Consider the following 15,211-nt stretch of genomic DNA (forward strand, 5'->3'; position numbering starts at 1 on the left):
GAGGGCTGTATTGCCTGTGATCGTTGAAAGGAGAGAAAGCCGTGAGGTTCATTCATATTGCAGACCTTCATCTTGGCAAGAAGCTAAAGGAATTCAGCCTTATTGATGACCAGAGAGCCGTGCTCTGCCAGGTCACAGAGGCGGTAAAAAAGCATAAGCCCGATGCGGTGTTCATCGCAGGCGATGTGTACGACAGAATGATACCCCCGGCAGAGGCGGTGGCGCTGTTTGATGAGTTTTTAAGCTCGCTCGCAGAGCTTGACGTTCAGGTGTTCGTCATAAGCGGCAACCACGACTCTCCCGAGCGTCTGGCATTCGGCTCGGCTCTTATGGACAGGAGCGGAGTGCATATTTCGCCCGTTTACGACGGCAGGCTTTCTAAACACACCGTCACCGACGAATTCGGCGAGGTGGATGTGTATATGCTGCCGTTTGTAAGGCCTGCGACGGTGCGGCATTTCTTTGAAGACACAAAGATAGAGAACTACACCGATGCTGTGCGAGCAGCGATCAGGGCGGCGGACATCGACTTTGAAAACAGGCGCAATGTGCTTATAAGCCACCAGTTCGTCACAGGCGGTGTGACCTGCGACTCGGAGGTACTCTCGGTCGGCGGCCTTGAAAATGTTGACGGCAGCGTGTATGAGGGCTTTGACTATGTCGCACTCGGGCATCTGCACGGTTTGCAGAGTGTGGGCTCAGACAGGATAAGCTACAGCGGCACGCCGCTGAAATACTCCCTCTCGGAGCAAAAGCACAAAAAGCGCATGATCGTAGGCGAGATAGGCGCAGACGGCGAGCTCACGCTTAAATATGAGGAGTTCTCGCCCATTCGTGATCTGCGTGAGATAGAGAATGAGTTTGACGAGATAATAAAGAACCCCTCGGAGGACTATGTACACATCATACTGACAGACGAGCTGAGAGTGCCGCAGGCAGGCAGCAAGCTGAGGGTGTATTTCCCGAACCTCATCTCGTGGGATCAGGTGCGCCGTGGCGGACAGGCAGGCATTGTGCCGGATATAAAGGCGCACAAGGACCGCAGCCCGGAGGAGGTATTCTCGGAGCTTTTCAGGCAGATAAACGGCAAGGAAATGGCCCCCGAGCAGACTGAGATAATATCGACGCTTTCAGAGAAGATATGGAGGGAGCAGCTATGAGACTTCACAGGCTTGAAATGCAGCACTTCGGCCCGTACAGGGGCAAGACTGTGATAGATTTTGACAGGCTCGGCGACGGTATGTATCTTATCTGCGGCGACACGGGCGCAGGCAAGACGATGCTTTTTGATGCAGTTGCCTATGCGCTCTACGGCAAGGCAAGCGGCGAATACCGCACCCCGGAGATGCTAAAGTCAAGGAGTGCCGCTGCTACTGATGAAGCGTATGTCAGCCTTGACTTTTCATGCAGGGGGGTAAGCTACCACGTCAGACGCTCCTTTGCATACGAGAGGAAAAAGGACAAGGGCACAGGCAACACCACCGAGGACGCAGCAGTAGCCCTCACCATACCCGGGCAGCCGGAGCTAAGGGGCAAAAAGGCTGACGACAAGCTGCAAAACGATATAATAAAGCTCAGCTACAAGCATTTTTCGAGGATAGCGATGATAGCGCAGGGCGACTTTATCAAGGTGCTCAATGCATCTACCCTTGAAAGGCAGAAGCTGTTCGGGCAGCTTTTCGGCACCGACAAATACGATACGCTCACAAAGGAACTCGATAAGCTGAGGGCTGAGTGGGCTGACAAGCTAAAGGGCATTGACGAGAGGGTCAGGGCTTATTTCGGCGGCATAGCCTGCACAAAGGACAACGAGCTTTACGAAAGGCTCCGTGAGCTGAGCGAGCAGGGAAGTGCAGCTATAGCACCGGCTATGGAGCTGACAGGTGAGCTTATCTCAGGCGACAGGCAGCTGTCATCGCAGGAAAATGACAAGGTCAAGGCGCTTGAAGAAAAGACAGGCGAGCTTGAACTCGTGCTTAAGCGCATAGAGGAGCGCAGCGCTCTTGTCAGACAGCTTGAAGATGCCAAAAAGCAGGGCGAGGCGCTAAGGCAGGAGCTTGAAAAGGGCAAAGAGCTGCTCGAAGCTGCAAAGGCAGAGCTGCCCAAGGCGCTGGAGCTTGAAAAGCAGGCAGCGCAGATAGAATCACAGCTTGAAGTGTACGCACAGCTTGATTCTGTCGCAAAGCAGGCAGCAGAGCAGAAGGCATTAGCCGGCAGGGCAGGCGAGCAGAAGGCGCAGATGCTTATCAATAAAGATGCCGCAGCAGAGGATCTTCAAAAGCTGAAGACCGAGCGCTCGGCACTTGAAGATGCGGCGATAAAGCTCGAACAGATACAGAGCAGCATAAAGAACGTCCAGATCGAGCAGGGCAGGATATCTGCGCTCTCAGGGCGGCTTGGCAGCCTGCTTGAACTAAAGGCGCAGCGCAGCAGCAGGAAAAAGCAGCACGAGGGGCTTGAAGCAAAGAGCGCCCGGCTTGCTGACGAGATAGAAAAAAGCGAGCAGGAGATAGTTTCGCTTGAAGGCAGGGTCAAGGGCAGCGCTGACCTTCCGAGACAGCTGCAGCAGCTTATCAACGAGAGGGAGAACGCCCTTAAAGGCTCGCAGGAGCTGGGGCTGCTGACAGGAGACATCGCAAAGGTGAGCAAGCTGCGGCAGGAGCACAAGGCAGCAGCGGAGGATTATGAAAAGGCCGAGCAGCAAAGGCTTGCCGCAAGGGCGCATCATGAGGAGCTTGAAGGCATACTCAGGCGTGAGCGGGCAGGCATACTCGCACTCGGGCTAAAGGACGGCGAGCCATGCCCTGTGTGCGGCTCGGCATCTCACCCGAAGCCTGCACCTATAATGCTCGGCGAAGGGGTGAAGATACCCGACGAGCAGGAGATAGAATCCGCAAAGGCCGCAGCAGCGCAGCTTGCAGAGCAGGCGCAGAAGAAATACGAGCTTGTGCAGACGCTGAACGGCAAGGCGGCAGGGCTTGCAAACTCAGCGCTCGGCAGCGCACAAAGGCTGCTCGGGGCAGAGTGTACGCTTGAAGAAGCAGCTGCAAAAGCTATGCAGAAGATAGCAGAGCTCGATGAAAAGGCAAGGCTTCTGAGCGAAAGGGAAGCAGAGCTTACAGCACAGATAAACGAGGGCAAGGAGCTTGAAAAGAGCATTGCCGTCAAAAAAGAGGAGCTGTCGCAGGCAAGGCAGAGGCTCATGCAGGCGCAGCAGAACGCATCGTCGGTGAGCAGCGAGATCGGCGAGCTCGACGGGCGGATAAATGCGCTGTCAGACGAGCTTGAAAGGGAGCTGACGGCGACTCTTGGCATAAGCGACACTGCAGCTGCCGACAGCGAGATAAGAAAGCGCACAGAGCAGCTTGGCAAGGAGCTTTCGGAGCTGAGTGTGAGCTTTGAGCAGCAGAAAAAACGCAGCGAGCGATTTGGAGAGCTCGGGGCTCTGATACCCAAAAAGGAAAGCGAGACAGCCGAGCTTGACAGGCAGCTCAGTGTCATAGAGGGGCAGCTTGTTTCGGCGGCGACACGCTTTGAGGAGCTTTCGGCAAGAGAGCAGAGCATAGCGCAGGGGCTTAAGCTTGAGAGCCTTGAAAAAGCGCAGGCGGAGATAGACTTATCACGCAGAAGTGCAGCGCAGATAAGGGAGAATGCAGACAAGCTCTCAGAGAAGGTGAGTGCCGGCATCTCACAGGCAGCACAAAACGAGGGCAGCATAAAGAGTCTCGCTGAGGCCATATCACGCTATCCCGACGATGACCCTTCAAAGGCAAAAGAGCAGCAGCTGTCTCTTGAAAAGGAGCTTGGCGAGACAAGAAAGCTCAAAGAGGAAGCCGACACGAGGATACGCATAAACTCGGGCGTGCTTGACAATCTTGCCAAGACTGCCGACGAGCTCGGCGATGCTGACAGGCAGTATGCGCTGATAAAGGAGCTTTACGACACCGCCTCCGGCAATGTCAAGGGGCAGGAGAAGCTCTCGGTCGAGAGCTATGTACTTAGCGCATACTTTGACAACATTCTTGCACGGGCGAACGAGCGCATGATGATAATGTCAGACGGCAGGTACGAGCTTTTACGCAGCATCGACAAGCTCGGCAGAGGTAAAATGGGTCTTGACATCGACATATACGACCACGACGAGGGCACGCTCAGAAACGTGCGCACTCTCTCGGGCGGCGAGGGGTTCATGGCATCGCTCTCGCTCGCACTTGGTCTTGCCGAGGAGATACAGGCCTGCGTCGGCGGCATAGAGATAGACTCACTGTTTATAGATGAGGGCTTCGGCACGCTTGATGTCTCGTCGCTCTCGCTCGTCATGAAGGCTCTCGGCTGCGACTCGGAAAACAGGCGGAGCGTCGGGCTTATCTCCCACGTCACAGACCTACAGAACACGATAGAGCACAAGATATACGTTAAAAACGACCCCAGAGAGGGCAGCAAAGCGATAATTTCATAGCATACACAGCCCACAGGTGCATAGCGCTTGCGGGCTGTTTTCGCCCTTAGGCAGGGGGATAACGGCGGTTTTACAGGCGATGTCAGAATATGTCAGCGAAAAAACATAAAAAAATTTCATTTTCCTATTGACAAGGAGAATGAAAAGTGATATAATATATTAGTACCAAAAAGAACACATCGCGGGATGGAGCAGTTCGGTAGCTCGTCGGGCTCATAACCCGAAGGTCGTAGGTTCAAATCCTGCTCCCGCAACCAAACACAAAACGCCGTATTTACGATGAAAGCTCGTAGATACGGCGTTTTCTTTATACCCTGCCTGCGGTGAAATTTCCATATTTTAGGTAAATTTGACGTATTTGGAAGCTCCGTTCAACAATCTGTTGAACGGATTTGTTGAACGAAAAGGAGTCCGAGGTGTGATAATATTGCTGAATATACAAATTCAACCAACATTATACGATTATTCGTTTTTCTGCTTATGAAAAAATGCTGTGCCTATGTATATAACTTAAATATTGTCTTATAACTTGATTTATGTTATGATACAAATTTAAGTTATATTGCAGGAGGTGCGGATATGGAGTTTCTTGATCGTGTGCTTGGGATAAACGTTGTTTATTATGAGACTATATCTTCTATGCCGAACTTTATCAATTCAAGATATAAGGTGCAAAAGGTCACGCTTAACGGTCGGGCGGCTGCATTTGTTTATCCAAAGACAGAGCTTGACCCGGCAGGTGCAGTAAAGAAGCATTTTGACAGGATAAGCAAAAGTTGCGGCATGGCGGCTGTCCTTGTAACAGACCGTCTGACATACCGCCGGAAGGAATATCTGCTGCGTGAGCATATCCCGTTTGTCGTGAATGAGAAACAGATATATCTGCCCTTTATGGCAGTCTATCTTCAAGAGCGAGGCGATGCAGAGAAGACTATTGACAGTGATCTGCTGCCTTCGGCACAGGTGCTGCTGTTATACTATATATACAACGGATGCGGCAGGCTTTCGACCGCTGATGCCGCAAAAGCACTCGGATTTACAGCGACCTCTGTTTCAAGGGCATCAAAGCAGTTGGAGCAGTTGGGGATCATACAGGCCGAACAGCAGGGCGTTCACAAGGAGATATATTCCGACAAAACGCCGAGAGAAATGTTTATGTCAGCAAAAGGCTTGCTAAAAGACCCCGTAAAAAGAAAGATATATGTTTCCAAGTCAGAGATAAAGGACGACCTGCTTGCAGGGGGATACTCTGCGCTTTCTGAATACGCTTTCATAAATCCGCCTTACGTAAAAGAGTTTGCTTCCGACAGCATTTCCAAGTGGGAAAAATCATCAACAAGATCACTTCTGAACGAGAACGACCAGTGCCGGGTAGCACTCTGGCGTTATGACCCGGGAAAGCTCACAAACGGCAAAGCGGTCGACAGGCTCTCGCTTGCGCTTTCGTTACAAAACGACAAAGATGCTAAAGCTCACATATGTGTCGATAGTCATGATATGCTCGATAGGCGGCATATTCCTGGGACGCTGGATAAAGGAGACCCTTACACAGAACGTGTCAGAGTCGGCCGAGACGAGCGTTTATGATATCATCACGGTGATACTTTTCCTGATATCTATAGGCAACACCGCACAATCTTCGTGCGGTGTTGCCTTAACAAAGGCCTTGGCTACTGCCAGAACAACGACGAGCTTTACCGTATGCTGATAGGCGAATACGTCCGCTCGGCTCAGGAGAGGGCAGTGAGCCTGAGAGACTTCTTTGAGAATCACGACGCAAAGAACTATTCTATCATCGTACATTCGCTTAAGAGCACCTCACGTACAGTCGGTGCAGACGAGGTCGCAGAGCTTGCAGCGGCGCTTGAAAAGGCTGCCGGTGATGAGAACTGGGACTTCATATCAGAAAACCACGCTGTGCTTATCGAAAAATACACGGCGCTTATTGATAAGCTGTCCGCATACGCAGATGTATCGCAGGAGCAGGAGGACGACGAGATAATCGAATTCTTCCCGGAATAACGAAAAAGCAAAAACAGGTCTGAAAAGCTCAGGCCTGTTTTTTGGCGTACTTGCGCACAAAAACCGCCTGCGGGGCTTACCCGCAGGCGGTCTGCTATTCTAAGTGTTATCCGGTGAGTGATCTATCAGGTCATGTCACGGAAGTCGATAAGACCGTATGTAGCCTCGCCGGTCTTGTTTGTCATATCCTTCATGGAGGATACTACAGAAGCGTCTACGTTATTCTTTGTCTTGATAACTGCTACCTTGAATGTCGGATAAATAGCTGTATCCTGGTCGATTCTTATAGTAGCCTGCAGCTCTCTGAATGCGATGTTTACTCTGTCCATTACCTCGTCCTTGGCAGGCGCGCCGCCGACTACGGGGATCTTGACTACGAATTCATCGGAACCTGTACGGTAGATGTTCTCAGCCTCATAGTGCTCCTTAAGAACTTCACCGACACGGGCAAGCAGGTTATCACCTGCGATAGTGCCGTACTTGGAGTTGATGCCGCTGAAATCGCAGATATTGAACATCACGAAGTAGTAAGGATCTGTCTTCTTCTGCTCTGCTGCCTTCTGCAGGTCAACAGTAAGACTTATTCTGTTGTTTACGTCGGTAAGAACGTCCTTGAACATAGCTGTGTTGAGGGACTTCTTTGTAACGTTTGCCTTTGCGATGGTGGATACGAGCTTCTGGTTGATCTTCTCCTGCTTCTTGCTGATGAAGTTGAATACGATGATAAGGCCTAAAACTACCAGACCGAATATACCGAGGTAGATTATCATCGTTCTCTGTAACTCGAATACCTCGCCGGGGGTATCGTCGATAGTAAGTATCCAGCCGTACTCAGGGATATAGGTGTAGATAGAAACGTATGTCGTGCCGTCCTTCTTGTACTCATACTCGTCGGTAACGGTGCCCTTCTCGTCCTTGTACTTGTCGCACAGGTCGAGGAGCTCGTCGTTATCTATCTCCTGGTCTATCATGTCGGAGTCCTTATTGAAGATGTACTTTTTGGTGTTTACGTTCACCATTGTGTAGAACGAATTCTTGATGCCCGGAACAGGGACCTTGTCAAGGGTGTCGATAAGGCCTTCTGTGTAGATACCAAGACCTACGAAGCCTACCATTTTTCCGTCGTTGTAAACGCCCTTGTACATTGAGAGACACTGCTTGCCGCTCGCAGGGGAGATGATGATACCTGTGTTGTAAACGCCGTCGGGGCCTGCTGCCTCAAGAGCGTCTAAAAGCTGCTGGCGCTTGTCATCGTCCTTACGGGTCACCATGCCTATGATGCCTGCGGTGTCAGGGTTTGTGGGGTCATAGCTCGAGTGGGTCATAACCTCTGTCTTAAGAGTACCGCTCCAGAGACCCTCGTTATGCTCGATATCCTTAGCGAACTGCAGGGTGTATTCCTGAGCGGCGGACTTATAGTTGCCGTCGTCGGGGTTCAGAAACATCTCAACTATCTGCTTTGATTTACTGAAATAGGAAAGAGTTCTCTCAGAGTTCTCAACATAGCTCTTGATGATGTTTGCACGTTCATCAGTGATACCGTTCATGTGGTTGATAGCATTCTCTCTTGTCTTGCTGCTGACGGTGAGTGTGATGAAAATCGATAAGCCAAGCATTATGACAAGCTGAATGACCAGGATCAAATTAAGGGTAGAAAAGCTCTTGCCTGTTTTGTTTGATTTGCTCATAATGATTTACCTTCTCCTTGTATTATTTTTGTTTTTGTCGGCTTAGCCGAACAGACCTAAGAATTTTTTCTTCTTTTTCGGCGCAAGCTCTTCAAGGAACGCTTCATCATCGTCATCATCGTCCTCGACAGCACTCATGATACTGTTTACTCTGTTCATTAGCAGATCAGAGTTAGCACTGATATCGACCTCTTCGGAGTTATTCGGTGCGCCTGCATTTTTTTTCTTATCCAATATTCCTTCGCCTCCGTTTACTTAGAATTTCCTACAGCCGCCAGCCTGCTCATCAAAGGATATGAAAAGCCCGTCTGCCTGCCGTGATTTTACAGTAAGATCAGGATATCCGCCTGCATAAGGCAGAGCTTCTGCAATGATATTTACCGTGTATAAATATTTTAACACTTTTTCAGGAACTTGTCAATTATTACTAATGTGGTTATAACGTTTTCGTGAATTATTTCGTAAGTATGCACAATTTAATTCAACCAGTATGTGCAATGTGTCTTTAAATTGCATAGTTAAAACATCAAATCATTTGCATATTATACAAATATCATATTATTTTACTCCGGTGTCATATTTTTGCATAGTTTTTCGATTAGTATAAGTGAAGGGGGCAAACAGCTCTCAGACACTTTGCAAGGTGAGGAACATTAAATGAACGATAATGAACTGCTTGAGCTTTTGCGCCGTGACCCCGAGCAGGGGTTAAATGAAACAGTCAAAAGCTACAGCGCATACGTCTTTGCTGTCTGCAAGGGCAGGCTGGGTGCTGTGTGCGATGAGCGTGATATGGAAGAAGCGGCAAGCGATATTTTTATAAAGCTCTACCGCTTCGGGCAAAAGAGGGGCTTTGAGAACATCACCGCCCTGCGCCCGCTGATACTTATAATAGCAAGACGGCACTGCACCGACCTTTTCAGGGCAAAGACAGGTGAGGCGGAGACTGTTGATATAGACGCTCTCCCCGAATTTGCTGACAGCGCACCCGACAGCGAACGTACCGAGCTTTTAGAGCTTATCAAAGCCCTCGGCGAGCCTGACAGCAGGCTTGTGTGGCTGCGGTATTTCTACGGGCTCAGCTCAAAGGAGATATCAAAGGAAACAGGCGTACGCCCGAACACGGTGGATAAGCGCATAGCAAGGGCATTATCAAAACTCAGGAAAATGTTGGAGGAGGATATGTAATGGAAAAGCGTATAAACGAACTTTTTGACAGCCTTACCCCCGTTGAAGCCGCCCTTGCAGGTGATGAGTGCCGCATTGAGCGATGTGATGAGGATAGGGCAGAGCGCATACTTTCTCTGACGCAGAGAAAGGCAGGGATAACTATGACAGAGACAACAAACACACAGAAAAAGCGCAGACGCATAAAGCGCACTACATTTATAGCAATAGCGGCAGCGGCAGTGCTTACCTGCACGGCTGCGGCGGCTGCTGTACTGCCACGAGAAAGAGTGATAGAAAATGTATTTGGCGAAGACGCTGTCAACGAGCTGACAGAAAAAGGCATTATAGTAAACAAAGCTACAGTGACAGAGCATTTTACATTCACAGTAATTGCGGCATACGCCACAGACCGCAATGCAAGGATAATAATGACCCTTGAGGGAACAGACAACACAGGGCGTGATTTTATCAAGGAACACAGTAATGGGGACATCTGTGCCGAGATGATTGCCCTTGATGAATACAGCATTTCAGAATTCGGGCACAGCGAGAGAATGAACTATGACGAGCAAACGGGTTGCCTGATGATAGATATGCAGATAGCAGCAAAGCCTTTGGAGGGCAGCTCTTACAAATTCATTCTTACTCGTGAGGGCGACAACATTGGCATACCTATAATAAAGGAATATCTATCGTCAATAAAGCGGTTGGCGGCTATTGATTTTACGATAAGGCAAAACACCGAACCGATAAGATTCATATGCAAAGATCTCCCTGATATTTCGCTATGCGACTATGAGATATTTACAAGCCCCCTTGCGCCGTATGATTTCAGGCTGCTTGACGGCTGCGGCGAGAAGAGCGTGCTGACCTTTATATATAAAGACAAGACCCGCAAGACCCTTGACCTTTCGCAAACAGAAAAAAGCATGACAAGAGGGGTGATATTCAAAGGCACAACTATCGACTCCGAAAAGGTCGAAAAGATAATCATAGGCGGCGGCAAATACACCTACACCCGTGCAGAATAAAAGATAGCATAAAAAAGGCGGCAGCAATGCCGTCTTTCCTTTTTACAAATAATATGTTATAATATAAGGCAACACCGCACAAAGACCGCCTGAAGGCTTTGTACGCAACTTACTTGCATCTTTTCCGTCATATTACACATTTTTTCCTTGAAATACGGTAGTATTCCTTCGGAAAATCTGTGCAATCTGACGAAAAAGCTGACTGCGCAATTTGCGCACAATCTTCGTGCGGTGTTGCCATAATACAGAAAAAATTTCACACCCCCTGCAAGGATGCGGGCGGGTGATGCGTGTTATAAGTGAAAGGCAAAAAAGCGGCGCAGGCGGAGCGCTGGCAGATGCTTTTTTGAAGGAAGCAGGTAGGGATATGACGGAAAAGGAATTTATATCCTGCTATAATGAATATTTTGATATGGTGTGGAGGATATGCTATGTCGAGCTCTCGGGCAGGCGGCATGATGTTGAGGACGCTGTGTCTGACTCGTTTTTGAAGCTCTACAAGAGCTACTCGGGCAGCGTGAATGACAGAGAGCGGCTCAAAGCCTGGCTGATTGTCACCACGCAGAACACCTGCCGCTCGATGCTGCGGCTGGCGTACAGGCGTGTGATAAGCCTTGATGAGCACATAGCAGCCGCAGGCGAGCCGGCAGCCCCCGAGCAGGGCGGCGAGCTTGCAGAAGCGCTCTCGCACATGGGAGACACCGAGCGCAGCGTGATGATGCTCTACTACTATTTCGGGTATTCGGCAGCAGAGATATCGCAGATGCTTGATATGAAGGAGGGTACGGTCTATTCGACCCTCAGCCGTGGCAGAAAAAGGCTTGCGGCACTTTTGAAAGGAGGAGAGGACGATGCAGGATAAGGAGATGTATAAGCTCTTTTCATCGCTTGATCTTATAACACCCCCTGCAGGCGTCAGGGAGCGGCTGCTCAGCGAGCGTATACTAAAGAAAAAAGAAACGCCCGTGAATGATGCAGCCAACGACAATTCGGTGTTTTCGATAATTGAGGACAAAAGATCAGATATAGCCCCACCGGCGGCGGAGAAAGAAACAGAGACCCTTTCGCCGTCAGGTGAGGCAGACAAGCCGGAGTCTCCTGCAATAGTCAGACGGCCGAAGACATTTATGTATATCGGCGCTGCGGCGGCGTGCATAGCCGTGATAGTTCTCGGCGCATTCGCAGTGAGCATATTCAACAAGGGCAGGCTCACCTCCGGTACAGAGAGCAGCATTGACAGGACAGAGCAGATATTCACAAGCGCCAAGAGTATGTATACTATGCTTGGCAGTGAAGTCTTCGGCACTGATGAAGCAAAGGCCGACGGTGCAGACAGCATACACCAGCTTGATTACGAGAACTTTCTTATGATAAATACAGACGGTGCGGCTATCATCGACCGTTCAGGCAATGTCAAGGCAACGTCAACGAGATTCAGGGAGGAGACCTTCCTCACAAAGACCGAAAAAAAGATATACACATACTCCAAGGACAACAGTCTCAGCGGCGGCCGCTCGGGCGAGCTTTGCATATTTGCATATGACATCAAAACGCTTGTCCTCAGAGAGGAGAATTTCTGCATAAACGCCGATAACGCACAGATAGGCGCCTTTACTCTTGTGCCGGAGGATCAGGCCAATCTTCGCAACGACCCTTCTGAGGAAAATAATGAACAGCCGGTATTCGGCGAGACACTTATCTATACCATAGTCACTCAGAATGAAGACGGCAGCAGCGAGAGCACGATATACCGTCAGCCGTTGGGCGGAGAAGCCAAGGCGCTGTATTCCTTCAAGAACAAGATGGGTGCTAAGAGCAAGATCAGCGTAGAGGGGCTGTATACCAAAAATGCTGTTAATATGTATGTTTACGATGTGTTTGTTGTATACAGCGAGACGAGCGAGGACACCTATGCCGGCATTTTAGGCGACAACGGCAAACTGTACAACAAGAGCTACAGTATAATGGCACTTGATCTCAAAGGAAAAAAAGAGGCTGTGACAGCCAAGCTCTTTGATGAGTGTGAGCAGATAAAGGAGAGCACATTTGAGAAAAACTACTCGGTCACAGCAGAATCCCCATGGACTGACATAATGATAATCAACAAAAGCACCGGCGTGGTAACAGCCACACTGTTGTATGACGAAAGCGAGGAAGATCACGTTGATAACACGCCTGACAAGCCAGACAGATCTATTGCAGTCGGAAAGAGCATCTACGCAATACCCCCGGCGGAGGATAATGCAGGCTCATCAAAATATACTATGACAACAGTGGAGAGCTTCTTCTGGTCGGGACAATTTTACTACACTGATGAGTCCGGCAATTGGTATTATGATACTGAGGTGGCCAACGACTCGTCACTTGGCAGCAAGGATCTCGAACAGCACAGAGATGAGTTCAGAAGCATAGCTACTATCATTGCAAGAGTGGATTATGACAGTGACGGCAAGCTGATAGGCACGACCTTTGCACTCACAAATACAGGTGAGAAGATAGATATGACCTGCAAGGCAGACGGCGTGGCTGTAAATATCGAAAACGGCAGAGCGCTGTTCTGCGGAGAGAGATACAGCGAAGACGGGGCGACTGAGCAGTATATCCTCCACACCCCGGATACTGTGCAGAAGGTGACATTCACCAGATAGCATACAAGCGACGATAAGCGCAGCGCCTCTGAGATCTTTTCCATATCCCTATCAATAGTAAAGGCACTTATGTCTTCATCAGGACATAAGTGCCTTTGCTTTTTTTATTGCTGCTGCGAGCTGCTCTCAGAGTTGTTGGTGCCGCCCTTTGACATCTCATCCTCGGTAAAGGGTATCTCGGCAGCCTTGAGATAGAATATCTTGTATCCGCCCGGCTCGCTTGAAACGTATATCGTCAGGTCGGCAGTCTCGGTCTTCTTGCTGCCCGAGAACGTCACCTCGGCATCGACCATGTAGGGCTTTTTGGGCGAGTCTATGCCGGCTTCTGAGCCTATCTTCTTTGCATCGTCATCGCTCAGCTTCTTGGGGTCTGAGAGCTCGGCCTTTATCGTGAAGCCCTCGCCGTAGCGGTCTTCAAGGTCCTTGCAGTAGTAGTCGCTCATGTAGTTGTCCTTGGTGGCGCCGAGCACGGCTATGTCTTCTTCATACTGCTTTCTCACATCAGGGTGGAGCGAGTTCGCAAAGCCTGCGTAATCCTTCTCCTCTATCGCCTTGAAGTAGGCCTCTATCGGTGCGGTCTTGCTTGTGAGCGATATGGTGCCAGTCGCAAAAAGACTTATCACAACGATGACCGCCAGCACGCCAAAAACTGCGAGCACTGCTCCCTTGCTCGCCTTGACCTTCTTTTTGTTCCTGTTTACGCTTATCTTCTTTTTCTTAAGCTCGGCGTAGTAGGCCTCCTTTTCCTCGGGGGTCATGAACCTTACAGGCTTTGCGCCGTCCTTTTTCATCTTTTCGAGCGCCTTTGAAGTGACGTCAGGCTTGCCGTAGCCGCACTTGTCGCAGTATTCGCCCTTGTATTCAGCCCCGCAGGACTTGCATATCCTTGTTGCCATAGCTTTTTCTTGCCTCTCTTAATAATAGCGTGTTATCTTATGTGGAATAATTATATCACAATATTACAGGGTTGTCAATTACGTCGGGCTGTGCCGCTTTATCGGATATGTAAAAAATCATGCCGCAATTTTGTAGTTTTTTATATAGAAAAAGTCTTGCCGGTATGATATAATATATAATGTATAAGTATGGACACCCATAAACGATATAATGAGGTTATTAAAATATGAAACTATATTCTTTAAAGAAAGCAACGGCTGCCATGGCGGCGGCAGTGCTTTGTGCCGCACTTTCGGGGTGCTATTTCCTGCCCGATGAGGAGGAGGTGCTCGCAGCGCCCTCTGTCAAGACCTCCGATGTAAAATACACAACTATAAAGGTCGAGCGCAAGACGCTTGAAAAGAAGGTCATCTGCTCGGGCACAGTGTCGAGCGAGAACCAGTATTCCCAGTCGTATGCCGACAACAGCGGTGTTATAAAGAAATTCTACGTCAATACCGGCGATACGGTCAAAAAGGGCGACAAGATATGCTCACTTGACACCACCGACATCGACTACGAGATAGCCGAGCAGGAGCTTTATCTTAAGCGTGCCAAGCTCGACACACAGGTCATAGTTCAGAACAAGGGCACTCAGGCCGAGATAGACCGCTCGGGCGTTGAGGAGGAGCTTATACAGAAAAAGCTCGACAAGCTCTACGCTCTGAAAGAGGGCGCTACCCTTAAAGCCGAGGCTGACGGCACTATAACCTACCTTACCTCGCTGCGTGCAGGCGACAGTATAGATACAGGCACGACTGTCTGCACGATACTCGACACAGATGCGCTGTTTATCGAGATAAAGCCCAAGAGCGGTGACACCAAGTATTTCAAGATGGACCAGAAGGTCGCTATCCGTGTGGGCGAGGAGGAATATCAGGGCAAGGTGTTCATGATACCCTCTGAGCTTACAAAGTACAGGGAAGAACAGAAAAAGTCAAAGGAAAAGATAGAGGACGGCATAAACTATCAGGCAGATGCAGTGTATGTGCGCTTTGCAGACAAGAAGTCTTCTGCCTCGGCAGTCGGCCAGCTCGCAGACGTGACGCTTCTGCTTGACAAGACAGAGAATGCTATCGTCATCTCCAACAACCTTATCAAGAAGGTGGACGGTGAGCAGGTGGTCTATGTGCTCAAGGACGGCGAGAAGGTCGCAGTCACGGTCGAGGTGGGCTTGCAGACAGGCTCGCAGGCTGAGATAGTTTCAGGCCTCAGCGAGGGCGACGAAGTCATTATCAGATAAAAGGAAAGAAATAC

General features: G+C 49.7%; 13 protein-coding genes and 1 tRNA gene. 10 read left to right on the plus strand and 4 right to left on the minus strand.

What is annotated here, in order from left to right:
* The first annotated feature begins 41 nt into the window (after positions 1–41).
* From CD05_RS0115160 to CD05_RS0115185, 5 genes are all read left to right on the plus strand, one after another.
* Positions 42–1,160 carry an exonuclease SbcCD subunit D gene (locus CD05_RS0115160; protein ID WP_028511194.1) on the plus strand — a complete coding sequence of 373 codons (1,119 nt, stop codon included), beginning with the start codon at positions 42–44 and terminating at the stop codon, positions 1,158–1,160.
* Positions 1,157–4,459, plus strand: coding sequence for an AAA family ATPase (locus CD05_RS0115165; protein WP_028511195.1), 3,303 nt, complete (start codon positions 1,157–1,159; stop codon positions 4,457–4,459). The genes CD05_RS0115160 and CD05_RS0115165 overlap by 4 nt, the downstream gene beginning before the upstream one ends.
* Positions 4,460–4,639: 180 nt before the next feature.
* Positions 4,640–4,716: transfer RNA gene (locus tag CD05_RS0115175), tRNA-Met, on the plus strand.
* A gap of 322 nt (positions 4,717–5,038) precedes the next feature.
* On the plus strand, positions 5,039–6,046 hold the full coding sequence (locus CD05_RS19020; protein ID WP_051589065.1) for a MarR family transcriptional regulator: 1,008 nt from the start codon (positions 5,039–5,041) through the stop codon (positions 6,044–6,046).
* Between the two features lie 54 nt (positions 6,047–6,100).
* Positions 6,101–6,481, plus strand: a complete 381-nt coding sequence (locus tag CD05_RS0115185; protein WP_028511196.1) for an Hpt domain-containing protein — start codon at positions 6,101–6,103, stop codon at positions 6,479–6,481.
* A 125-nt stretch (positions 6,482–6,606) separates the two neighbouring features.
* Here the strand turns inward: CD05_RS0115185 and CD05_RS0115190 are convergent, their stop codons facing one another.
* The 3 genes from CD05_RS0115190 to CD05_RS20730 are packed head-to-tail and all read right to left on the minus strand — an operon-like array spanning position 6,607 to position 8,571.
* Entirely contained in the window at positions 6,607–8,169 is a 1,563-nt protein-coding gene (locus CD05_RS0115190) for a diguanylate cyclase (RefSeq protein WP_028511197.1), read from the minus strand.
* A 42-nt stretch (positions 8,170–8,211) separates the two neighbouring features.
* Positions 8,212–8,403: a hypothetical protein gene (locus CD05_RS0115195; protein WP_028511198.1), complete on the minus strand. Its 192-nt coding sequence runs from the start codon at positions 8,401–8,403 to the stop codon at positions 8,212–8,214.
* A gap of 21 nt (positions 8,404–8,424) precedes the next feature.
* Positions 8,425–8,571 carry a hypothetical protein gene (locus CD05_RS20730; RefSeq protein WP_156947514.1) on the minus strand — a complete coding sequence of 49 codons (147 nt, stop codon included), beginning with the start codon at positions 8,569–8,571 and terminating at the stop codon, positions 8,425–8,427.
* 255 nt (positions 8,572–8,826) lie between these two features.
* Between CD05_RS20730 and CD05_RS20115 the strand changes: the two genes are divergently transcribed.
* The 4 genes from CD05_RS20115 to CD05_RS0115215 all read left to right on the plus strand — a co-directional run bounded on the left by CD05_RS20115 (position 8,827) and on the right by CD05_RS0115215 (position 13,018).
* Positions 8,827–9,357: a sigma-70 family RNA polymerase sigma factor gene (locus CD05_RS20115; protein ID WP_028511199.1), complete on the plus strand. Its 531-nt coding sequence runs from the start codon at positions 8,827–8,829 to the stop codon at positions 9,355–9,357.
* Positions 9,357–10,370, plus strand: a complete 1,014-nt coding sequence (locus CD05_RS0115205) for a hypothetical protein (protein WP_028511200.1) — start codon at positions 9,357–9,359, stop codon at positions 10,368–10,370. Before CD05_RS20115 ends, CD05_RS0115205 begins: the two co-directional genes overlap by 1 nt.
* A gap of 367 nt (positions 10,371–10,737) precedes the next feature.
* Entirely contained in the window at positions 10,738–11,232 is a 495-nt protein-coding gene (locus CD05_RS19030) for an RNA polymerase sigma factor (protein ID WP_198021604.1), read from the plus strand.
* A complete protein-coding gene (locus CD05_RS0115215; protein ID WP_028511201.1) occupies positions 11,222–13,018 on the plus strand; it encodes a hypothetical protein in 1,797 nt (598 codons plus the stop codon). The genes CD05_RS19030 and CD05_RS0115215 overlap by 11 nt, the downstream gene beginning before the upstream one ends.
* A gap of 104 nt (positions 13,019–13,122) precedes the next feature.
* Here the strand turns inward: CD05_RS0115215 and CD05_RS0115220 are convergent, their stop codons facing one another.
* Positions 13,123–13,914: a hypothetical protein gene (locus tag CD05_RS0115220; protein WP_028511202.1), complete on the minus strand. Its 792-nt coding sequence runs from the start codon at positions 13,912–13,914 to the stop codon at positions 13,123–13,125.
* Positions 13,915–14,141: 227 nt separating this feature from the next.
* Between CD05_RS0115220 and CD05_RS19035 the strand changes: the two genes are divergently transcribed.
* Entirely contained in the window at positions 14,142–15,197 is a 1,056-nt protein-coding gene (locus CD05_RS19035; protein ID WP_051589067.1) for an efflux RND transporter periplasmic adaptor subunit, read from the plus strand.
* Positions 15,198–15,211: the final 14 nt, after the last annotated feature.

This window comes from Ruminococcus sp. NK3A76 (assembly GCF_000686125.1).
Taxonomy (GTDB): Bacteria; Bacillota; Clostridia; order Oscillospirales; family Ruminococcaceae; genus NK3A76.

What these genes read in the sequence shown, in the direction of transcription:
- CD05_RS0115165 (WP_028511195.1), top strand. Translation starts at nt 1,157, where the DNA reads ATGAGACTTCACAGGCTTGAAATGCAGCACTTCGGCCCGTACAGGGGC.
- CD05_RS19030 (WP_198021604.1), top strand. Translation starts at nt 10,738, where the DNA reads ATGACGGAAAAGGAATTTATATCCTGCTATAATGAATATTTTGATATG.
- CD05_RS0115215 (WP_028511201.1), top strand. Translation starts at nt 11,222, where the DNA reads ATGCAGGATAAGGAGATGTATAAGCTCTTTTCATCGCTTGATCTTATA.
- CD05_RS19035 (WP_051589067.1), top strand. Translation starts at nt 14,142, where the DNA reads ATGAAACTATATTCTTTAAAGAAAGCAACGGCTGCCATGGCGGCGGCA.
- CD05_RS0115205 (WP_028511200.1), top strand. Translation starts at nt 9,357, where the DNA reads ATGGAAAAGCGTATAAACGAACTTTTTGACAGCCTTACCCCCGTTGAA.
- CD05_RS0115220 (WP_028511202.1), bottom strand. Translation starts at nt 13,914, where the DNA reads ATGGCAACAAGGATATGCAAGTCCTGCGGGGCTGAATACAAGGGCGAA.
- CD05_RS0115190 (WP_028511197.1), bottom strand. Translation starts at nt 8,169, where the DNA reads ATGAGCAAATCAAACAAAACAGGCAAGAGCTTTTCTACCCTTAATTTG.
- CD05_RS19020 (WP_051589065.1), top strand. Translation starts at nt 5,039, where the DNA reads ATGGAGTTTCTTGATCGTGTGCTTGGGATAAACGTTGTTTATTATGAG.
- CD05_RS20115 (WP_028511199.1), top strand. Translation starts at nt 8,827, where the DNA reads ATGAACGATAATGAACTGCTTGAGCTTTTGCGCCGTGACCCCGAGCAG.